General features: G+C 54.6%; 17 protein-coding genes. 11 read left to right on the top strand and 6 right to left on the bottom strand.

Annotated features, from left to right (window positions below; all coding sequences use genetic code 11):
- Positions 1 to 52: 52 nt before the first annotated feature.
- The 3 genes from ygjG to MYB54_RS14375 all read right to left on the bottom strand — a co-directional run bounded on the left by ygjG (position 53) and on the right by MYB54_RS14375 (position 3,502).
- A complete protein-coding gene (ygjG, locus tag MYB54_RS14365; protein WP_248720956.1) occupies positions 53 to 1,459 on the bottom strand; it encodes a putrescine aminotransferase in 1,407 nt (468 codons plus the stop codon).
- A 327-nt stretch (positions 1,460 to 1,786) separates the two neighbouring features.
- A complete protein-coding gene (gene patD / locus MYB54_RS14370; RefSeq protein WP_248720957.1) occupies positions 1,787 to 3,211 on the bottom strand; it encodes an aminobutyraldehyde dehydrogenase in 1,425 nt (474 codons plus the stop codon).
- A 120-nt stretch (positions 3,212 to 3,331) separates the two neighbouring features.
- The gene (locus MYB54_RS14375) at positions 3,332 to 3,502 is read right to left on the bottom strand and encodes a hypothetical protein (RefSeq protein ID WP_205544006.1); all 171 of its coding nucleotides are present in this window, start codon (positions 3,500 to 3,502) and stop codon (positions 3,332 to 3,334) included.
- 285 nt (positions 3,503 to 3,787) lie between these two features.
- Here MYB54_RS14375 and MYB54_RS14380 point away from each other — a divergent pair, with 285 nt between their 5' ends.
- The 4 genes from MYB54_RS14380 to MYB54_RS14395 all read left to right on the top strand — a co-directional run bounded on the left by MYB54_RS14380 (position 3,788) and on the right by MYB54_RS14395 (position 9,024).
- Positions 3,788 to 4,297, top strand: coding sequence for an RNA polymerase sigma factor (locus MYB54_RS14380; protein WP_010285541.1), 510 nt, complete (start codon positions 3,788 to 3,790; stop codon positions 4,295 to 4,297).
- A 99-nt stretch (positions 4,298 to 4,396) separates the two neighbouring features.
- Positions 4,397 to 5,350: a FecR family protein gene (locus MYB54_RS14385; RefSeq protein WP_205592602.1), complete on the top strand. Its 954-nt coding sequence runs from the start codon at positions 4,397 to 4,399 to the stop codon at positions 5,348 to 5,350.
- A 260-nt stretch (positions 5,351 to 5,610) separates the two neighbouring features.
- Complete coding sequence (locus MYB54_RS14390) at positions 5,611 to 8,289, top strand: TonB-dependent receptor (protein WP_039527171.1); 2,679 nt, start codon at positions 5,611 to 5,613, stop codon at positions 8,287 to 8,289.
- A gap of 117 nt (positions 8,290 to 8,406) precedes the next feature.
- A complete protein-coding gene (locus tag MYB54_RS14395; RefSeq protein WP_039287544.1) occupies positions 8,407 to 9,024 on the top strand; it encodes a heme acquisition protein HasA in 618 nt (205 codons plus the stop codon).
- A gap of 81 nt (positions 9,025 to 9,105) precedes the next feature.
- Here the strand turns inward: MYB54_RS14395 and MYB54_RS21955 are convergent, their stop codons facing one another.
- Entirely contained in the window at positions 9,106 to 9,231 is a 126-nt protein-coding gene (locus MYB54_RS21955) for a hypothetical protein (protein ID WP_256468917.1), read from the bottom strand.
- Here MYB54_RS21955 and MYB54_RS14400 point away from each other — a divergent pair.
- From MYB54_RS14400 to MYB54_RS14420, 5 genes are all read left to right on the top strand, one after another.
- Entirely contained in the window at positions 9,230 to 11,089 is a 1,860-nt protein-coding gene (locus MYB54_RS14400) for a type I secretion system permease/ATPase (RefSeq protein WP_248720958.1), read from the top strand. The genes MYB54_RS21955 and MYB54_RS14400 overlap by 2 nt on opposite strands.
- A gap of 64 nt (positions 11,090 to 11,153) precedes the next feature.
- Positions 11,154 to 12,512 (top strand): HlyD family type I secretion periplasmic adaptor subunit, encoded by a 1,359-nt coding sequence (locus MYB54_RS14405; protein ID WP_205567445.1) that lies wholly within the window; start codon positions 11,154 to 11,156, stop codon positions 12,510 to 12,512.
- Between the two features lie 2 nt (positions 12,513 to 12,514).
- Complete coding sequence (locus MYB54_RS14410) at positions 12,515 to 13,870, top strand: TolC family outer membrane protein (protein ID WP_248720959.1); 1,356 nt, start codon at positions 12,515 to 12,517, stop codon at positions 13,868 to 13,870.
- A gap of 721 nt (positions 13,871 to 14,591) precedes the next feature.
- Complete coding sequence (locus MYB54_RS14415; protein WP_205592598.1) at positions 14,592 to 15,932, top strand: anaerobic C4-dicarboxylate transporter; 1,341 nt, start codon at positions 14,592 to 14,594, stop codon at positions 15,930 to 15,932.
- A 236-nt stretch (positions 15,933 to 16,168) separates the two neighbouring features.
- Complete coding sequence (locus MYB54_RS14420) at positions 16,169 to 17,272, top strand: iron-containing alcohol dehydrogenase family protein (protein WP_205592597.1); 1,104 nt, start codon at positions 16,169 to 16,171, stop codon at positions 17,270 to 17,272.
- A gap of 81 nt (positions 17,273 to 17,353) precedes the next feature.
- On the opposite strand, the gene gltP is transcribed toward MYB54_RS14420, so the two are convergent.
- Together gltP and cbl are read right to left on the bottom strand one after the other, a co-directional pair.
- Complete coding sequence (gene gltP, locus MYB54_RS14425; protein WP_039527155.1) at positions 17,354 to 18,670, bottom strand: glutamate/aspartate:proton symporter GltP; 1,317 nt, start codon at positions 18,668 to 18,670, stop codon at positions 17,354 to 17,356.
- 495 nt (positions 18,671 to 19,165) lie between these two features.
- Positions 19,166 to 20,119 carry an HTH-type transcriptional regulator Cbl gene (gene cbl / locus MYB54_RS14430; RefSeq protein ID WP_010285215.1) on the bottom strand — a complete coding sequence of 318 codons (954 nt, stop codon included), beginning with the start codon at positions 20,117 to 20,119 and terminating at the stop codon, positions 19,166 to 19,168.
- Positions 20,120 to 20,480: 361 nt separating this feature from the next.
- Between cbl and MYB54_RS14435 the strand changes: the two genes are divergently transcribed.
- Both MYB54_RS14435 and MYB54_RS14440 read left to right on the top strand, forming a co-directional pair.
- Positions 20,481 to 21,314: an AraC family transcriptional regulator gene (locus MYB54_RS14435; protein WP_039469299.1), complete on the top strand. Its 834-nt coding sequence runs from the start codon at positions 20,481 to 20,483 to the stop codon at positions 21,312 to 21,314.
- A 123-nt stretch (positions 21,315 to 21,437) separates the two neighbouring features.
- Positions 21,438 to 22,433 carry a DMT family transporter gene (locus MYB54_RS14440; protein WP_039518852.1) on the top strand — a complete coding sequence of 332 codons (996 nt, stop codon included), beginning with the start codon at positions 21,438 to 21,440 and terminating at the stop codon, positions 22,431 to 22,433.
- The last annotated feature ends 32 nt before the right edge of the window (positions 22,434 to 22,465 follow it).

Below are 22,465 nucleotides of genomic sequence, written 5' to 3' on the forward strand. Positions count from 1 at the left end.
ACTGGCTTTCGGAGTGAACCTAATAGGGTGCTGCGTGTTTCCGTCTCGTTTTTCACTCTACCGCATATTCCTTCATTTTATTTTCGTCAGGCATTGTGCCATTGAGCTTCTTGAGCACTTCCTTCGCTTCTTTCAACACTCGGGCACATTGCTCGCGCGTGATGGTAAGCGGTGGCTCAACCCTGACCGATTTAGCATTATTCAACGTGCCCGCCACCAGAACATTACGTTGAAACAGTTCCTTCGCGAAGGCATACCCGATCTCGTTTTTCCTGAACTCGATAGCCTGCAACAGCCCCATTCCTCGTGCTTCAATAATCAATTGAGGATACTCGGCCGCCAGCTGTCGTAAGCCCTGTAGCAAAAATTCCCCCTGTATCGCTGCCTGTTCTGGCAGATTCTTTGTCAGCAACTCATTGACGGTCGCCAGTGCCGCCGCGCAGGCCAGCGGATTACCGCCAAACGTAGTGGTATGCAGGAACGGATTTTCAAACAGCACGGAGAAGACCTCTTCCGTTGCCACCGTTGCGCCAATCGGCATCACACCGCCGCCCAGCGCTTTCGCCAGACACAGAATGTCAGGCTGCACGCCATAATGCTCACAGGCGAACATCTTGCCCGTGCGGCCCATACCAGTTTGCACTTCATCCAGAATCAGCAATGCCCCAACCTCATCGCATAACGCTCTGACCGCAGGCAAATAATGTTCCGGTGGCACAATCACGCCGCCTTCTCCCTGAATGGGTTCAAGGATGATGGCAGCCACGTCATCACCGGTCTTCTGGCATTGCTCAACCTGCTTGCGCATGGCGTTGATGTCGCCAAAAGCAACATGATGGAAGCCGGGTAACAGCGGCATGAAGGGACGACGAAACGCGGGTTTGGCGGTGGCAGAAAGCGCGCCCAGCGATTTCCCGTGGAATGCACCGGTCGCGGCGATAAAGGTATATTTACCACGCGGTGACTGGTAGGCCTTCGCCAGCTTTAAAGCGGCTTCAACCGATTCCGTTCCGCTATTGCAGAAGAAGCTGTATTTCAGATCGCCCGGCGTCAGCGCCGCCAGCGTTTTTGCCAGTAATCCCCGCAGCGGGTCGAGCAGTTCCTGACTGTGCAGCGGTTGTCTGGCGAGCTGGCGCTCAACGGCAGCAATCACGTTAGGGTTACGATGCCCGACGTTAAAAATGCCGTAACCGCCGAGGCAGTCCAGATATTCATTCCCTTGGGTATCAATTAGCGTATTCGGTCCGCTGGCGCGCCATTCGACTGCGCCGTAATCGCCGCCGGTGGTGACAGATTTTCGGTACTCCAGAAAACCCGGGTTGACGTATTCACGAAAACAACTCAAAACCTCTCGATTCAGTGCCGCCATGTCATCGTGGGATAGCGTGTCACTATGAATCCAATGCAGTGCCTGCTGAGTACACTCTAGCGGGTTAAGGTGGGCGTTTGATCTGGACAAAATGCGCTCCTTGAAAACGGACATCACGCGATGCCACTTTAATTAATGCACATAACACGCCAGTCGCCCGCCCCAAATTAGAATAAAATACAAAAACGCGATCTAATCCAAAAATTCAGTAGATGATTTGAACTAAATACGAATAGACGGAATTAATAACCAATAAGAATGGCACATGCCAGTATGAAGAAAATCAAAGCAACACGTGATGCCCTGCTTTTGCCCAGCGCGCCCTTTTTTGGGGCACGCCGGGGCTGGACAAACGCGCTATATCATTACCTGTTTCTCGTGCAGGACAAACAGAATCCCTAAGCAGGCAGAAGATCCTCAGTGCCTGATCATGATATGACGCACGATGGTGTAATCCTCCAGACCGTACATCGACATATCCTTGCCGTAGCCGGACAGCTTCTGCCCGCCGTGCGGCATTTCACTCACCAGCATGAAGTGGGTGTTCACCCAGGTACAGCCGTATTGAAGGCACGCGGCCAGACGGTGTGCCCGCCCGATATCGCGCGTCCAGACCGACGAGGCCAGCCCATAATGCGAGGCATTCGCCCAGCCAATCACCTGCGCTTCATCGTCAAACGGCGTGATGGAGATAACGGGTCCAAACACCTCTTTCTGGACGATTTCGTCTTCCTGCTTTGCCCCCGCCAGCACCGTGGGCTGGAAGTAAAATCCCTGCCCTTTCACCCGCTCGCCGCCTGTCACCACTGTAATGTGCGGCAACGCTTTGGCGCGTTCGACAAAGCCAATCACGCGTTCCAGCTGCGGCTCGGTAATCAGTGGCCCCAGCTCGGTGGTTTCATCGTGTGGATCGCCGATTTTCAGCGTCGCCACCGCTTTTCCTAATGCTTCTACAACCCCATCGTAGATCGCACGCTGTACATACAGCCGACAGGCGGCAGTACAGTCCTGCCCCGCATTGTAAAAACCGAAACTGCGGATTCCATCAACCACCTGATCGATATCCGCATCGTCGAAAACAATCACCGGCGCTTTACCGCCCAGCTCCATGTGTGTACGTTTTACGCTCGCGGCGGTATGCGACAGAATATGCGCACCGGTTGCAATCGAGCCGGTCAGCGACACCATGTTCACTTTCTCATGCCCCGTCAGCGCATCGCCGATATCTGCTCCACGCCCGAACACGATATTCACCACGCCAGCGGGTAGGATCTCCGCCAACAGATGCGCCAGATAGAATGTGGTCAGCGGGGTTTGCTCCGCCGGCTTCAGCACCACGCAGTTTCCCGCCGCCAGTGCCGGTGCCAGCTTCCACGATGCCATCATCAGCGGATAATTCCACGGGGCGATGGACGCTACCACGCCAACCGGATCGCGTCGGATCATCGAGGTATGCCCTTCGAGATACTCTCCCGCCGCCGAACCGCTCAGACAGCGCGCCGCGCCGGCAAAAAAGCGAAACACATCAGCGACCGCAGGCACTTCATCATTCAGCGCCGCATGGTAGGGCTTACCGCAGTTCAGCGATTCAAGCTCGGCAAACGTCTCGGCGTGTTCCTCGATGGCATCGGCAATCTGTAGCAGCAGCGTCGCGCGCGTTTTCGGCGTGGTTTGTCCCCAGTGTGCAAAAGCCGACTCCGCAGCCAGCACGGCTGCATCAACCTGGTGCAGGTCGGCCTGTGCAATGGCGGCAATTTGCTCTCCTGTAGCAGGATTAAATACCGCTAACGCCTCGCCTTTCCCCGCGACCAGCTTGCCTTCTATGAGTAATTTATCGTGCATACATTTTCCTTACAGAGAGAAAACCATCTTGTTTTTCATCACTATCTGCAAAATGTCTGTGCAAAAAACCTGCCACGTTGCGCTTACCTGTCGCTCCGTTCTGCAACCTGCGGCATTACACTAGGGCCCGTTGCCCGACTCTTTCTGCGTCTGCGTGGCGGCCTGTCTGGCTTCTTCCGCCAGCGCTTCAATCTCTTCTTCCGTCAACTGCTCTGATGCTTCATGCACCTTTGCCAGCCCTTCGCTAACCGTCACCTCTTTAGGATCCTGCTCTGAGTCCTTCGTGGTCATCTCGTCTCTCCTGATTAAATAATAAGCCAGCCAAGATAAGTGTAGTCGATGACGAAAATCCGCCAATCTGAAGAAGATTTAACTCTGCTTTTCGGTTCGGCATATGTGATAATAATTATCAATTACACATATTTATTATTCAGGGCCTTACCCCGACGGCGTCAACGGACAATGCCGTGCATTGTTATGGATAGTGCCGTGCATTGCTATGGATAGCGCTGTGACAAGGGAAAGGGGTTCTGTTGCCGCAGAGTCGGCGGGAAGGTCACCTGACGGGACGTTGGCATGTCAGAGTCTGAACTCAGAATGCTGTTCAACCACTATGCAGAACGGTTGGAACGCTATCTCAATCATAAACTGCGCGACCCTCAGGCAGCAGCCGATCTGGTGCAAGAGAGTTTTTTACGGTTGGCACAACGGCTGGAACAGCAAGATGATGTAGACGACAAGAAGGCGTATCTCTATAAGACAGCAAATAATTTGCTGCTTGATCATGTCCGCCACCAGCAGCGCTGGCAGATGGCGACATCCGTTGACGACGCAGAGGCGACGCTGGAATACCTGCCGGATGCTGCGCCCCAGCTCGATCAAACGGCCATCGCCCAGCAGGAGCTGGAGCGTCTGGCAAACGTACTGGCTACGCTGCCTGAACGCACGCAGCTGATATTTCATCTGCACCGGTTTGAGCATATGACGCAGGCGCAAATTGCTCAACAGTTGGAGATTTCCCTCAGCACCGTTGAGAAGCATCTTGCCATGACGCTGCACGCGATGATGACGATCCGCGCCTCGTGAAATGCGTCGCCCATCGTGAAATAATCACAAATTATTTACGGGTTTATTGCCGTCAGACGTCTACTTATTTAGAGACCCTACACACTCCAGGCCTACAACATGAACGATTATCCCCCTGAAATCCAACAGCAGGCAGCACGCTGGGCCATACGTTTGGCCGAAGCGCCGCTGGACGATGAACAGGAACTGACATTCCAACACTGGCTGGAACAGGATCCACGCCATCGCCACGCGTTGGAACAGGCTGGGATGCTCTGGCATGGGCTTGGGTCGCTCAACGCCGAGCAACGGCAAGTGCTACAGCCACAACCGCCAGCAACCTTTCTCATCAGGCGCGTTAACCGTGCAACGCAGTGGAAAATCGCCGCCTTGCTGCTACTGGGTTTCAGTCTCGGCGCGACGTGGATTTCCGACGGCATCCTCATGCTGCGCTCGGATTATCATGCGGCGCATCAGGTCAAACACGTTACGCTGCCGGACGGCAGTGAGGTCGATATGGATGCGGGCAGCGCCATTTCGCTCGCCTATACGCCGCAAGAACGGCGCGTCACGCTGCTGCAAGGTTCCGCCTGGTTCACCGTCGCGCCGACAACCGCCCAAGAGAAACGCCCTTTCCTGGTTGATGCCGCCTCAGGCACCACACAGGCGCTGGGCACGCAGTTCATCGTGCAGAATTCATCACAGACCACGACCGTCGGCGTGGTGGAGCACAGCGTTCAGGTCACGGCAAATGGGCAAACGCTGCGGCTTGATGAACAACAGGCAGCACGTTATACCGAGCAAGGGATGACTCGCCTCCCCGGCTGGAATAGCCGTGAGCGCGGCGACTGGCGGCGCGGCCTGCTGATCTTCGATCAACAGCCGCTGGCTATCGTGATCGCACGTATCAATCAGTATCGCGCTGGCACGATCGTTATCCCCACGTCAGCCCTGCGCCAGCGTCAGGTCAGCGGCATCTTTTCACTGAACGAACTGGATGGCGCATTGCAAACCATCGCCACCGAGTTGGGTGCCAAAACCGTTTCTCTCCCCGGCGTCACGGTTCTGTACTGATCCTTTCTCCCACCTGTCTTCCCCACTCCTGCCATGCTGCTCAGGAGTGGTAATCACGCATAAATTCCCTTTACGTTCACAAGGCCGCAACGCGCCGGAGAAAAAAATTTAAATATTTTTTTACGGGTTCTGTCATCTCATCCGTCTTCATATTTAGGTAATGATTTTTATTATCATTTTCATTAAGGAAAAGAGGGTTAATTATCCCTTTGTTTATTAATGCTTATTGATGATTTAACCGATGACAGACCAGGCGAAAAATGTTTAAAAGAACACAACAGCAAGACAGCCGCTTGTTACAACGTAATCCACTTTCTCTTGCCGTCGGCATCGCACTGTCGTTGTCTGGCTCACTCCAGTATGCGCAAGCGGAAACGCAGGCCGCCAGCGTTCAGGAAGCGGCTCGCCAGAGTTCCGCCTTTTCCATCAGCGCGCAGCCGTTGAGCAGCGCGTTGCTGCGTTTCGCCGAACAGGCGGGGCTACAGGTCTTTTTTGCCGACGTTAAACTGGAAAATATGCAGGCTGTTGCGCTTCAAGGGCGCTTCACGCCAGAGCAAGGACTGCGCAGGCTGATCGGCACTCATCCGGTCGATTTCCAGATCGGCAGCAATGGCGTCATTACCTTGCGCCCTCGTTCAGTCAACGTCGATACGGCAAAAATAGACGACGTGATGACAGTTCGAGCCTTTACCGTCGCCAACCCAGGCGACTGGATCTACGAACAGCCGCGCGCGATTAGCGTTATTTCACGCGAGCAGATGGATAACCGCCCTTCCCGCCATGCCGCCGATCTGCTGGAGCAGTCCGCTGGCGTTTACTCCAGCGTAAGCCAGCAGGACCCGTCGCTGTCGGTCAACATCCGCGGAATACAGGATTTTGGTCGCGTGAATATGAACATCGACGGCGTGCGGCAGAATTTTCAAAAAACCGGCTACGGCCAGCGCAATGGACAGATGTATATCGATTCGGAGCTGCTCTCCGGCGCAACGATTGAAAAAGGCGCGACAAACGTGATGGGCAGCGCGGGCACGTTGGGTGGCGTCGCTACATTTAATACCGTCAGCGCCCACGATTTTCTCGCTCCGGGTAAAGAGCTGGGCGGAAAACTGCATGCCAGCACCGGCGACAACGGAACGCATTTTATCGGCAGCGGCGTGCTCGCACTGGGTAACGAAAGCGGCGACATTCTGGTCGGTGCCAGCGAACGTCATCTGGGCGACTACTGGCCGGGCAATGATGGCAACCTCGGTAATATCCGCATCCCCGGCAATTCAAATAATTACGAAGAGTGGGCCAATAACTTAAAGCATCAAAAAGTGACCAGCGCAGCCTACACCATGCGCTCGCGACTGGCGAAAATCGGCTGGAATCTGCCAGCTAATCAGCGCTTCCAGCTCAGCTATATGCAAACGCAAACCTCTTCTGAAAATGTCGGGACGTTGTCCAACCTTTCCAATACCGAACTGGGTTGGAAGGCGAGCGGGCACAGCGAGATTATGGCACGCAGTACCGCGCTGGATTACAGCCTGAAACCGGACAACCAGCGCTGGCTGGATTTTAAGGCCAAGATTTATTACGCCGATACCAATAACGACACCGATAACTATGCGGTTTCCAATACCAGCGCGTATCACGAGAGCACGCGGCTGCGTACCTACGGGGCGCAGGCGCAAAACACCTCGACGCTGTGGCAGCAGGGCGCGCACGATCTGAAAGCTGATTATGGAATGGATTTCTATTACGACAAGATAACCACGGACAGCGCCAATAGCACCGCCAGTAACGCGACCCCGGAAGGGAACCGTGCGATGGCCAGCCTGTTCGCGAATCTGAATTACGCCTACGACGAATGGGTAACGCTGCAAGGCGGCCTGCGGTACGATCGCTACCGGTTACGCGGCACCACCAGCATCAGCTATCGGGAAATTCCCTATACCATTACGAATCCCTGTACTGCACGGTCAATCGCGCTCTGCCCGCCGTTCGTGACCACCACGCAGGATTGGAATGTCGATGACGAACACGGCAAGCTATCCCCAACGCTGTTTGCGGGCGTCCGCCCCGGCGTTGAATGGCTACAGCTGTACACCAGCTATGGCCTATCCTGGCGGCCGCCGTCAGTCAGCGAAACCTTTGCCAACGGTACCTACAGCGCAGGTAACTACTATCTGTATCCGAATCCCAACCTTAAGCCGGAGCGTTCCCGCGCCTGGGAAGTCGGGTTCAATATTCAGCAGCCGGACCTGCTCGTCGATGGCGACAGGCTGGTCAGCAAAGTGTCCTATTTCGACACCCGGATAAACAACTACATCAGCCTGAACGGCGCGCGCAATAAGCCGGGCTATAACGGCTATTCACTCAGCAATTCCGTGTTCCAAAACAATCTGGCGAAGAGCCGCTTCCGCGGCATGGAATACCAGCTTAATTACGACGCGGGCTTTCTGTATGTCGATGCCACCTACACCCACATGATCGGCAATAACGATTTCTGTGCACCGGTGGCCTGGATGGGCGGCGTCACGACCGTTGGCGGTTCGCGAGGCAACTACTACTCCACACCTGTCGATACTACGGCCAGTGATGCCTCTTGCCAGAAAACACTGTTATTCAGCAACGCCGCCTATCTGCCGGGCGACCGTGGTTCGGTCACTCTAGGGACGCGTGTCTTTGACCGCAAGCTGGATATGGGCGTCACGATGCGTTTTGCTCCCGGCTATCAGGACGCTGCCGCACCGGCCAACTCCGCCTATTTAGCCGACTGGCCCAAGTATGAAGTTTACGATCTGTACGCCAGCTATCGTCTGACCGACAGCCTGACGGTGCGTGGCTCCGTCGAGAATATCGCTAACCGTACTTACATCGTGAGCTATGGCGAATCACTGGGTTACACGCCAAGCCGGGGAAGAACGGTGCAGGCTGGCGTGGAGTATCGATTCTAATTTCTCTGTTTCCCCATGCGGGAAACAGGAAAACAAAGGGGATGGGATGGCTCATCCTCTTTCACGACAGACACGGATGACCGTGCCTGTAGATCGTTAGTTAATGAGGAATCTATTATGAGTTTTGCAATTACCTACGATGCCTACTATGCCAATTACAGCATTGCCAGCTACCTGACTGAATGGTCGGCAGCGTTTGGTGACGTTAACCATACCGCGGGTAATACACAAGTCGGTGGCAATAATACCGGAGGCTTTTACGGCGGCGACACCTTTATAGACGGTACTCAATATGCGATCACGAGTACGCAGAACGATTTCTCCGCGCTCATTGCCGGCGGCGATCTGACCTACAGCCTCTTCACCCCACCTGCCCACACGCTGTACGGCGATCTGGACACCCTGTCCTTCGGGAACGTCCTGCAAGGCGGCACCACAGCAGGCACCACGTATTCGCTTGCTGAACCAGAAGTCACCTTCAGCGGACTGGATCTCTCCACGGACGTTGCCAACCTGACCGTTAGCGATCGCGGTGTGGTCCATGACGTGATTTACGGCCTGATGAGTGGTCAGGTTCAGCCGCTGCTGACTGCGCTGAGCAATGCGGGTATCGATATTAACGCGAGCCTGGACAGCCTGAGCTTCGCCACGGCGACCTCCGATGCCGCGCTTTCTGCCGATACCGTGGTTGACGTCGTTGGCGTCGCCGAAACGGCAGATCTGCTGGCGGCATAAGAAAACGGCTAAAAGATGACGCTTTTAGCCGTTTGAGTGAACACCGTCGCGGTACGGAGAGAACATCTGAACCGCGACGGTCTAGTGAGTGTAATAACCGTTGGCAAACCGCGTCAATAGCGGTACGGCTAACCGCTTTCCCTCTTCCACCTTGTGGGGATACCACGATGGAACGATGGCGACTTTATAGAAGAAGGAACATCCCATGCCCGCATCCCATCCGGCTTCATCAGGCCGGGAGATTATTGACGCGCTGGCCGCCTACCGTCAGGGGTTCTGGGGAATTGGCCTGTTCAGCGCCGTCATCAACCTGCTGATGCTGGCACCGGCGATTTATATGCTCCAGGTTTATGACCGCGTACTGCCGTCCAGCAGCACCATGACGCTGGCGATGCTGACGATCATTATGCTGGGCCTGTTTTTACTGATGGGATTACTGGAATGGATACGCAGCGCCGTGGTGATCCGCCTCGGTACGCAGATGGATATGCGACTGAATCAGCGTATCTACAATGCGGCATTTGAAAGCAATCTCAAGAACGGCACGGCGAGCGCCGGCCAGGCCTTAAACGATCTGACTGCCCTGCGCCAGTTCGCCACCGGAAATGCGCTGTTCGCCTTCTTTGATGCGCCGTGGTTTCCGGTTTATCTGCTGGTTATTTTCTTGCTTCATCCTTGGCTGGGCGTAATGGCGCTGGCGGGGGCGATCATACTGATTGTGCTGGCCTGGCTGAATCAAAAACTCACGCGCGAACCTCTGGCCTTAGCCGCACAAAACACCGTTCAGGCAACGCAGCAGGCCAACGCCAATCTACGCAATGCCGATGCCATCGAAGCGATGGGAATGCTGCCCGCCATGCGTGAACGCTGGCTGACGCAGCATAACGCGTTTCTCTATTATCAAAACGTTGCCAGCGAAAAAAGCGCCAACATTACCTCGCTGACGAAGAGCACCCGGCTAGCGCTCCAGTCGTTGATGCTGGGGCTGGGTGCGCTGCTGGCCGTCAACGGCGATATCACGCCCGGTATGATGATTGCTGGTTCCATTCTGGTGAGCCGCGTACTCAGCCCGATCGATCAGATCATTGGCGTCTGGAAACAGTGGATGCAGGCGCGCCTCGCCTGGCAGCGTGTCAATATCTTGCTCGATAATCATCCGGCGCGCCCTGCTGGCATGGCGCTGCCCGCCCCCGAAGGTAAACTTCAGGTGGAACAGCTTAGCGCTAACGCCCCTAACACGCGCACGCCCATACTCGCGAATATCACGTTTGAACTGGCTCCCGGCGATGTGCTCGGTGTCTTAGGCCCGTCGGGTTCCGGTAAATCCACCCTCGCCCGCCTGCTGGTTGCCGCCATGCCTGCCCTCGGTGGCAAAGTCAGGTTGGACGGCGCAGACATGCACCAGTGGGACAAAAGTGACTTAGGCCGCTTCGTCGGCTATCTGCCGCAGGACGTGCAGCTTTTCAGCGGGACGATTGCCGAAAACATCGCTCGTTTCACCCAGCCGGATGCAGAAAAGATCGTCGCTGCCGCCGTCACGGCAGGCGTTCACGAGATGATTCTGCGGCTGCCGCAGGGCTACGATACACAACTGGGTGAAGGCGGAGCCGGGCTGTCCGGCGGTCAGAAACAGCGCGTCGCCCTTGCCAGAGCCATTTACAACCAGCCGCGCCTGATTGTGATGGATGAACCGAATGCCAGTCTGGATGACGACGGCGAGAAAGCCTTATTGGCCACGATTGCCGCTCAGCAGGAAGCCAAAAGCACGCAGGTGCTGATCACGCATAAGCCTGCTCTGCTGTCCTGTGCCAATAAGCTGTTAGTCCTGCGCGCCGGACAGATCCAGTATTTCGGCGTAACCGAGCAGGTGTTGAAAGAGTTACAGCGCGCCAAGCCTGCCAATCCTTCTCTTGCCAAACCGATGACGAAACCCGCCAGCGTCAAACCTGCACCGGTTAAAACAGCCGACGCCGCCAATGCTTTTACCCCAAAAGAGCCCGGTTCCTCCGGGTTGAGCATGGTGTACAGCGCGCCGACGCCGCGCCGAGCCGCACCGGATAAATGAGGCTCAGCGCATTGATAACGCACGCCTGCCATCAGAACAGCATCATGGAAAGAAGAGGATAACCATGTCCGCGTTACGCGAAGTCACATCACAGCCGACAACTCCCGTCCATCCGATGGAGGATAACGTCGCGGCGATGCCGTTACACACCGACGCCGGACGCTATTTGAAGTACGGTCTCTGGCTGGTGCTTATCGGCTTTGGTGGTTTGCTGCTGTGGGCTGGCGTGGCACCATTGGATAAAGGGGTCGCCGTATCCGGTCGGGTCATCGTCGCAGATAACCGCAAAGCCGTGCAGCCTGTCAGTAGCGGACGCATCGCCTCGCTCACCGTGCGGGACGGCGACCATGTGCAGGCTGGGCAAGTCCTTGCTACGTTGGATCAAACGCCCGCTCAGGCGCAACGCGACAATCTCGTCACCCAGCGTCAAGAAGCGTTCGCGGGCGAAGCGCGCCTGCTGGCGGAACGCGACGATCTGAACACGATCGCCTTCCCTGCCCCCACGGAGCAACACAGTACCGTCACGCAACAAATTCAGATTGCCCAGCAGCAGCTCTTCATCAGCCGTCGTGCAGCCCTGCAACAGGAACGCGCCGCGATACAGGCCGCTATCATCGGGGCAAAAGCGCAATCGCAGGGTTCACAGGCGCTGCAGGCCAGCAGCCAAACGCAATTCCAGATTATCAGCGAGCAGCTACGCGGGCTGCGTCCGCTGGCGCAGGAAGGCTACATCGCCCGTAATCGCCTGCTGGACGTCGAGCGACAGGCCGCCCAGTTGGCGGGCGCGATCGCGCAGGAACGGAATAATCAGGTACAGCTTCAGCAGCAGGTCGTCGAGCTGGAGCAAAAGATCCAGCAGCGCCAGAACGAGTACCAGAAAGAAGTGCGTGCCCAGCTCGCCGATACCCAGCGTTCCATTCAGGATCTTACCCAGCGGCTGAAAACGGCGGAGTATGAACTTCAGCACACGCACATTCGCGCCCCCGCCAGCGGCACGGTGGTTGGGCTGGCGCTGCACACCGAAGGTGGCGTGGTGAATAGCGGGCAGATGCTGATGGAGATTGTACCCGAGGGGCAGCCGTTATTGATTGACGCGCAGTTGCCTATCGAACTGGTCGACAGAGTCAGCAAAGGGCTACCGGTGGAGCTGCTTTTTTCTGCCTTCAACCAAAGCACCACCCCGCGTATTTCCGGCGTTGTTGCGCTAATCGGTGCCGACCAGCTCGTCGAGCAGCAGACCGGAAAACCCTATTACGCACTCCGCATTCACGTTGATGAACAGGGTAAGCAACAGCTCGCCGGGCTGGACGTTCGCCCTGGTATGCCGGTGCAAGCCTTTATTCGTACCGGTGAGCGCTCCCTGCTCAACTACCTGTTCAAACCGCTTTCCGACCGCCTGCATCTGGCGCTGACCGAGGAGTAATCATGCTGCGCCTTTCATCCGTTTATCGCGCGGCGATCCGCTCCAGTTATGCCATCCCGCTTGTTCTCTCACTGATCTACAGCGCACCGAGTCAGGCATTGGGATTAATGGAAGCCTGGCAGCAGGCGCTGACGCACGATCCAGCCTTTCAGGCCGCCGTGCACGCACGCAATGCCGACAGCGAAGAGAAGAACATCGGCCGCGCCGGGCTGCTGCCCAAAGTCACCTATGACTACAGCCAGTCCCGTAACGACTCTACGGTGACGGCAGGTGGGCAACAGTCGGAGCGGGATTACACTAGTCGTGCTTCCAGCTTTTCTCTGCAACAGCCGCTGATCGACTACGCGGCGTGGTCGCGTTATCAGCAGGGTGAAGCCAGCGCCGTGCTGGCAGATGAGCGGCTGCGCGATGCCAGCCAGCAGCTACTGGTACGTCTGTTTCAGGCTTACACCAACGTGCTGTTTAGCCGCGAGCAGATTGCGCTGGTTCAGGCACAGCAGCGCGCTTATCGCGAGCAATATCAGTTGAATCAACGCCTCTTCCAGCAGGGAGAAGGCACCCGCACCGATATGCTGGAAACCGAAGCGCGCGTCAACCTGACGGAAGCGCAGCTCATCGAAGCGCAGGACAATCTGGATATCAGCCTACGTGAACTGGAAACGCTGTTGGGGATGCCCGTTGGTGTGGATCAGCTTGCGGCGCTCACGCCACGCTTCACGCCGCAGTCGCTTCAGCCTGCGGGCTATCAGCACTGGCAATCGCTGGCGCTACGCCACAACGCACAGCTATTAGCGCTAAACCAGTCACTGGCCGTGGCGAAATACGGCATTGAACGGAATCGGGCGGGTCACCTGCCGCAGGTCACGCTGGTTGCCAGCACGCGTAATACGCAATCGGATACCGAAAACAGCTACAACCAGAAATACGATACTCGCTCGATTGGTATCCGCGTCAGCGTACCGATTTTTGCGGGCGGCGGCGTCTCTGCCGCGACGCGTCAGGCAAAGGAGCGCTATCAGCAAACCGCGCGGGAAAAGGACGAACAGACGGCGACCATCCAGACGGAACTGCGTCGCCAGTTTAATCTGGTCACCAGCAGCCAGGCGAAAATCCGCGCCTATGAGCTGACAGAAAAGTCGGCGCTGGCGCTGGTCACCGCCACACAGAAGAGCGTTCAGGGCGGGGAACGCGTGAATCTTGACGTGCTGAATGCCGAACAGCAGCTTTATGGCGCACGGCGCGATCTAACCGAAGCGCGTTATACCTGGCTGACGGCCTGGCTACAGTTGCGCTACTACGCCGGTACGCTGGACGAACAGACGCTGCGGCAGTTAGCGACCTATTTCGTACACCTCTAACAACGTGAATTCAGAACACAAACGCTGATGTGCGGCCATACCCTATTTAGAAAGGAAAATAAGCCGCATCCAGATATTCTAAAATATTTATAAAAATTTTATATTAATAACCAATCACACTATAAAAAGTGTCTTCCTTCGCATCCGATGTGAAAATAGCAAAAAATCCGTCAGCTATATTCCAGATGTGAATAGCGGTTTCGCGACAGCCGTTTTTATTTTTCGGCTATTCTCAAGTGGCCTGACGTTGACTTCATTATCAAAAAGGGATTCATTTTATCATTTTTAAAGTAATCATTTAAAAACAATACAATATGCAAAAATACCTCATTAGAGGTATCCAAAGTAACATTAAGGTTGGATTTTTTACGGCAACCATTAACGAAAATAAAAAATAGAAGAACACTGAACACAACAAAATAAGAACGAAAATTTAATCACTTTTAAAAACCCCTACTAAATCATTAACAACCTCACCAACTGACGCCACCCCCCACCATTAATAAATTAAAATTACAGTTAAATAACTAAATAAATCAGAAGTACGCCATTATTGCGACCGGGATCTTTTATTTTCCGGAAATAGTGCAAAGGTAAAAATTAATAGATTTAGATCAAGAAAATAAATAACCACCCGTCCATATAGTACCCACAGTAAAAACTCACTTATTTTAATTCTAACTAATCAGTTCATCTTATAAAGCAATGCAATGGGGCTACTATGGACTTCATCATTCAATTAGTCATTGTCCTGATCTGCCTTTTTTACGGGGCAAGAAAAGGCGGGATCGCGCTGGGTTTATTAGGCGGGATTGGACTTGTTATTCTGGTCTTTATTTTTAAACTACAACCGGGTAAACCACCCGTTGACGTCATGCTGGTCATCATTGCCGTGGTGGCCGCATCGGCAACGCTTCAGGCATCGGGCGGGCTGGATGTGATGCTGCAAATCGCGGAGCGTATGCTGCGGCGTAACCCGAAATACGTTTCGATTATCGCGCCGTTCGTCACCTGTATTCTGACTATCCTGTGCGGTACTGGCCACGTGGTGTATACCATTCTGCCGATTATTTATGATGTCGCCATCAAGAATAATATCCGTCCTGAAAGACCGATGGCCGCCAGTTCGATCGGTGCTCAGATGGGGATTATCGCCAGTCCGGTCTCTGTTGCGGTGGTGTCGCTGGTTGCCATGTTGGCTAACTTCACGTTCCAGGGCAAACACCTGGGATTCCTCGATCTACTGTCTATTACCATCCCTTCTACCCTGCTGGGTATTCTGGCGATTGGGATTTTCAGTTGGTTCCGCGGTAAAGATCTGGATAAGGATGAGGATTTCCAGAAATTCATCGCCGATCCAGAAAACAAACAGTACGTATATGGTGATACCGCCACGCTGCTCGACAGAAAACTGCCGCGCAGTAACTGGATCGCCATGTGGATCTTTCTGGCAACCATCGCAGCGGTAGCGATTCTGGGTGCCGTTGAAGAACTGCGTCCGGTCTTTGCCGGTAAGCCGCTGTCGATGGTGCTGGTTATTCAGATGTTTATGCTGCTGTCTGGTGCCATCATCATTATTGCGACCAAAACCAATCCGTCTTCGATCTCGAAGAATGAAGTGTTCCGTTCTGGGATGATTGCCATCGTCGCGGTATACGGCATCGCCTGGATGGCGGAAACCATGTTCGGCGCGCATCTGGAAGAGATCAAAAGCACGCTAGGCTCATTGGTGAAAGTCTATCCCTGGGCTTACGCTATTATCCTGCTGATTGTGTCGAAGTTCGTGAACTCGCAGGCGGCGGCGCTGGCGGCTATTGTCCCCGTTGCGCTGGCTATCGGGGTGGATCCGGCATATATCGTGGCGTCTGCACCAGCCTGTTATGGTTACTACATTCTGCCGACCTACCCAAGCGATCTGGCAGCTATCCAGTTTGACCGTTCAGGTACCACCAAAATTGGCCGTTTCGTTATCAACCACAGCTTTATTCTGCCGGGCCTGATCGGCGTGAGCACATCCTGCGTCTTTGGATGGGTGTTTGCCGCGATGTACGGCTTCCTGTAATTCGATTCGCTATCCCTAAACGCCGCCCAGCAATGGGCGGCGAAGTGACTGACAAACCCGTTCGAGCCAACCAGCCCCTCTCCGCTTTTTTCCAAATAAGCCTGCCAGACCATATTTCGCTGCCATTCTGGTTATGCGAAATCTGCCCATTCATAGCCAGAATTGTTCTTTTGCGGCGTTCTGCATCGCTGCTACAACTGATTTATCTTTTCCCACAGAGATGAGAGGTCGCGACCATGATTGCAATACAAGCGCCACAAACCTATCTGAATCGTGATGGCGTCATCCGTTCTGTCGGCGAATATGCAGCGCCCTATGCCAGCACAATATTGATTATTACCAGCCCGCAGGCATGGAAAAGCACATCAGAGGCCATCGAACGCAGCCTTAATGAATACGGTTTACGGTATCAGGTAGAATTTTTGCCGGGCGATTGCACCAAACCTGCGATAGAAGCGCTGACCGCACAGGCGCGCGCATTCAGCGCAGAACTGATTTTAGGGATTGGCGGCGGACGCGTGCTGGATGTCGCTAAAGTCGTCGGTGACATTCTGGGGCAACTCCCCGTTATCACTGTACCGACGATTGCCGCCACCTGCGCCGCCTGGTCATCCTTCAGCGTGATTTATAGCGATAGCGGTGTGCACAACGGCGCATTTTCACTAACACGTTTACCGGTATGGGTGCTGGTAGACAGCGAGATCATCGCTCACAGCCCTTCGCGTTATCTCAAAGCCGGTATAGTGGATGCACTGGCGAAATGGTACGAATTCCAACCGTATCTGCGTCACGGCGATGACGGACTGGCGTTAGCGCTTAAAGCGCAGGCGGCGAAGCTGGCTGTGGAAACATTGAATATCTATGGCGAGCAAGCCATTGCGGATAATGAGCAAGGTCTCGTCACGCCAGCCCTACGCGGCGCGATCGACGCCGTTATCGCACTGGCGGGTCTGGCGAACAGCATGAAAGATGAAGTGCCACGCATCGGCGTCGCCCATGCTATTCACAACAGCATGACGCACCTGCCGGAGCTGCATGACTGGCTGCACGGCGAAAAAGTGGGCTTTGGGCTGGCCGTACAGGCGTTTCTGGAACACGATAGCGACGACGATCGCGAAGAGCTGTTCACCCAGCTGCGCCGCTACGGAAGCCCCATGACGTTGAGCGCCCTCGGCCTGAATGAACGTCCACAGCTGGTTGAAAGCATCGCGCGGAACGTGAAAATCGCACCGAAAATTGCCGCGCGCCTTCCTTTTGCAACGGATGCCGAGCGTATTGAACGGGCACTGTGGCACACACAAACGCTAGAAACTAGAGTGATAGATAGCCACGCGGCATAGTCAGTATTAGAGTAAGAAAAGAAACGGGCGCCTCGATCACTCGACGCGCCCGTTGCATAGGCTATTTGAAATAGTCCGGGATTATCCCTGCTGGGCAGGCTGCGTGTTTATCCCTTTAAGCTCACGCTCATAGGCCCGCGCTTTCTTCTCATCGAACTGGTTTTCCCACTTGGCAATGACCAGCACCGCTAGCGCATTCCCTACTACGTTCAGTGCCGTACGTGCCATGTCGAGGATACGGTCAACGCCCGCAATAAACGCCAGACCTTCCAACGGAATACCGACGCTGCCCAGCGTAGCCAGCAGTACGACAAACGACACGCCCGGTACGCCGGCAATACCTTTAGACGTCAACATCAGCGTCAGCACCAGCACGATTTCCTGCCCAATCGACAGTTCGATGCCGTACAGCTGCGCGATGAAGATCGCCGCAATACTCTGGTACAGCGTAGAGCCATCGAGGTTAAAGGAGTAACCGGTCGGCACCACAAAGCTGGTAATCGACTTCGGCGCACCATAGGCTTCCATTTTTTCGATGATGCGCGGCAGCACGGTTTCGGAACTGGCGGTGGAGTACGCGAGGATCAGCTCATCTTTGAGGATACGAATCAAGATGGTGATACGCAGCTTACACAGCCGTGCGACGATACCGAGCACCACCAGCGCGAAGAAGAAAATCGCGGCATAAACCAGCATAACCAGCTTGGCTAACGGCCACAGCGACGCAAAACCGAAGTTGGCAACCGTGACTGAAATCAGCGCAAACACCCCAACAGGGGCATAACGCATGATCATGTGCGTCACTTTAAACATGGTTTCCGACACACCGCGGAAGACATTCAGCAGCGGCTCGCGGTGATCTTTTGGCAACGAAGATAGCCCTAAACCAAACAGTACCGAGAAGAAGATAATCGGCAGCATGTCGCCGTGTGCCATCGCGGCGAAGATATTCGGCGGAATCAGCGACAGCACCGTCCCCACCAGACTGTGCGAACCACTCTGCACCTGCTCGGTGGTCTTTTGATACTGCGAGATATCCACGGCGGTCAGCGTCGACATGTCGATGCCATGACCCGGCTGGAAGACATTCGCCAGCGTGATGCCCAGGATAATCGCTACCGTCGTGATAATTTCAAAATAGAGGATGGTTTTGAAGCCGATGCGCCCAAGCTTTTTTGCATCCCCTACGCCCGCAATCCCGACAATCAACGTGGCGATGACAATCGGGACAACGATCATTTTAATCAGGCGGATAAAGATGTCGCCCGCTGGGCTAAGAATATTGCTGATGAGCCACTGGCGGCTTTCTTGCTGTTCATGCAGCACGGCACCGAGTGCAATACCCAGAACCAACGCGATAAGGATTTGCCAGGCAAGGCTGATTTTTTGTGTTTTCATCGTCATTTTCCGTTTTAAACTCCCCGCCATCACAAACATGGCGCTAGCGCGACTCCGGCGCAATGCGAACCGAAAAAATCAACGTGGAGGTGACTGACTAGTGAGAAGGATGTCTGATGGATTACCCCGTCATACCTCAAGCTGCATGCGCGCTGTTCAAAACGCACACGTTTTGTCCTGCAACTCGAATTATTTAGGGTAAATGTTCTATTGCGATACCAAAATCGTTAACATAATTATTCAATAAAAACGCACAAGTATTTGTATCGCTTAACAAAAATTCAGACATAAGTTATTGTTATGGCGAGGATGCTACTATTGCAGCACGATCAGATCAAGCAGATTATCGGCACGCTAAACCATATTTATGCTAAATCGAGCCCAGAAAACGGCGGGTATCGCGATACAAAAAATCGCGATGAAATCGAAAGGAAAAACCCTGCCCAGTCAAAAAAAACGCTGGCTGGGCATCGGGTTAGGAAACTGCGCTATCAATCAGATTTGGTAATCAATCACCGCTTCATCGTTATCCGAGAACACCTTATCTTTAATGTCATCCAGCGACAGTTCTGTATTACACAGCTGAATAAATTTCCAGGCATAGTTACGTTGTAACTGACCCTTTTTTAACCCCAGCCAGACCGTGTTCGCTTCAAACAAATGCTCGGCATTCAACCGTACCAGACCTTTGTCTCGCACCGGATCGAATGACATATCGGCCACAATCCCCACCCCGAGCCCCAGCTCGACATAGGTTTTAATCACATCCGAATCCTGCGCGCTCAGCGTAATGTCCGGCGACATGCCCACCGCCTGAAACGCGCGATCCAAACGCGAGCGACCGGTAATTCCCTGACGATAGGTAATCAGCGGCTCCGCATTGAGCATTTCAAGCGTAATCACCGGCTCCTGCGTCAGCGGATGGTGCTCCGGCACAATCACCGAATGGTGCCAGCGATAGTAGGAGAACGCCGCCAGCGAGGGATCGTTAATCAACTGCTCACTGGCAATACCGATATCGGCCTCACCGGAATGGAGCATCGCCACGATCTCATCCGGCGTGCCCTGATTCAGCACCAGACGCACCTGCGGATACAGCGAGCGGAAGGCTTTAATCACCGGCGGCAGGCTGTAACGCGCCTGCGTATGCGTGGTCGCGATCACCAACTGGCCGGTGTCGTTATTGGTGAAGACATTTGCCAGCCGCCGGATATTGCTAGCGTCATTCAGAATGCGCTCTGCCACCACCAGCAACTCTTTTCCCGGTTCAGTCATGCCTAACAGGCGTTTGCCGCGACGGATGAAAATTTCAATCCCCAACTCTTCTTCTAGCTCGCGGATATGGCGACTCACGCCGGATTGAGAGGTAAACAGCGTATTCGCCACCTCGGTCAGGTTGTAATTGCACCGTGCTGATTCACGAATAATCTTCAGTTGCTGAAAGTTCACCTTTCACTCCCTTGTCCTTTATTACAGATAGCAATATTGATGCAAGTAATGAGAGCCAGAACAAATAAGCAAATGGAGTTGATTATATTTTTTTATACTAACGGTATGTCTGTCGCGCTACCTTATCTAACAAGGAATAGACATAAACATTAGAATCAAATAGTTAGAGAAAATCACTATTGTCACGCACGCACCGTTAATCAACCATTTCGCTATGATTTATGCCTTTCCGGTCTATTTATCCCGGTGCTTTTATTCCCTTTTTCCCGTATTTCTGCTCAGGCTAAATAGGACGCACGACTTCAAGCTGACGCGCTATCACTGCTATGATGGCGGTCAGAACCAGAGACAAGGTGGCAGCATGCAGGGTGTACCGGAACAGTTTACCGATGAGAGAGACTATGCCCAGTTCCGGCATTTACCGGCGCTGCCCGGCATTGAGCTTTACCATGCGCACATCTGCCGTTATGCCTTTGAGCCGCACACGCATGAGGCGTTTGGCATCGGCACCATTGACGACGGTGCGGAGCGATTCCGCTATCGTGGCGCCAAGCATATTGCGCCTGTCGATTCGTTAGTGTTGATGAACCCTGATGAGCTACATACGGGGGAATCCGCGACGGAAGACGGCTGGCGCTATCGCATGATCTACATTCCACCCGATGTGTTGGAGAACGTCTCCGGCGAGAAAGGCTGGTGGTTTACCGACGTCGTGCGCCACGACCCGGCAACCGCACGCCAGTTGGCGATGACGCTAGCCGCACTGTGGCAGACGACCGATCCCTTGGCAAGTGAGAGCCTGCTGCTGTCGCTGATTGCGCTTTTCCGACCTCACGCGCACATTGCCCAGCGCCAGAGGATTGAACCGCTGCACCGCTTTGATGTGGTGAAAGCCTATCTGCGCGAGAATTTCGCCCACACCATTACCTTAAAAGAGCTGGCGGCGCTGGTTTCTCTGAGCCCGTACCATTTCCTGCGCCAGTTCAAAGCGCAGTTCCACGTCACGCCGCACCAGATGCTGATGGCAATCCGGCTGTATGAGGCTAAACAGATGCTGACACGCGGTATGGCAGCCGCCCATATCGCCGTCGCCGTCGGCCTGACCGATCAGGCACATCTGACCCGCACCTTCGCCCAGCGCTATGGCGTCACGCCCATTCGCTACCAAAAGCAGGTGTATCCGGTTCAGCGCTAACGCTTTCAGCACGCATGCCGTCATCGCTCATCTGCCGATGAAAAACAGCAATATCCTACAATCATTCAACACCGACTCTCCCTAGACTGGCCCGATGCACTATTGTGAACAAATGGGTTTATCATGCTGATAGGGGTTTTATTTGCGCTTGCCGCCGGACTGATGTGGGGGCTGATTTTCGTTGGGCCATTGATCGTACCAGACTACTCTGCGGCCTTGCAGTCTACCGGACGCTATCTGGCTTTTGGGCTGATTGCCTTGCCGCTGGCGTGGCTCGATCGCCGTCGTTTGCGCCAACTGACCCGCAGCGACTGGCTGGAGGCCACGAAGCTCACCATCATCGGTAATCTGCTGTACTACTTTCTGCTCGCCAGCGCAATTCAGCGCACGGGCGCGCCGATCTCAACAATGATTATCGGCACCCTGCCCGTGGTCATTTCCGTTACCGCCAATGTGTTGTACAGCAAGCACGATGGCCGCGTAGCCTGGCGTCGGCTGCTGCCTTCGCTGCTGTTGATTGCGGCTGGGTTGGTTTGCGTCAATATTGCGGAACTGAAAGGCACCACCGTCGCATTCGATTTATGGCGTTATGCCAGCGGGATTGCGATGGCCTTTCTCGCCGTGGTTTGCTGGACCTGGTATCCGCTGCGCAACGCCCGCTGGCTGCGCGACCACAAAGGCAATACACCGACCACCTGGGCCACGGCGCAGGGGCTGGTCACGCTACCGCTGGCGCTGTTAGGTTATCTGCTGGTGTGCGGCCATCTGGCGCTAACGGATAGCACCTTTACGCAGCCGTTCGGCCCGCGGCCTGAAGTTTTCATCCCGCTGATGCTGGCGATTGGGCTGTTTTGTTCGTGGATTGGTACGCTGTTCTGGAACGAAGCCAGCCAGCGTCTGCCGACGGTGTTGGTGGGGCCGCTGATTGTGTTTGAAACGCTGGCGGGGCTAACTTATGCCTTCATCATCCGGCAATCCTGGCCGCCGCTGCTGACGCTCTGTGGCATCACCTGCCTGATTGTTGGGGTGATCTACGCGATGCGCGTGAAACCGGAACCTGTCGTTGTGAAAAAATCAACGGTGGTAGAAGTCCCGATGCCGGTTTCACGGCCAGAGTAAACGCACACCTGACAGGCTGTGAAAATAGCCGG

It is taken from the genome of Pectobacterium nicotianae (assembly GCF_023272715.1).
Classification (GTDB): domain Bacteria; phylum Pseudomonadota; class Gammaproteobacteria; order Enterobacterales; family Enterobacteriaceae; genus Pectobacterium; species Pectobacterium brasiliense.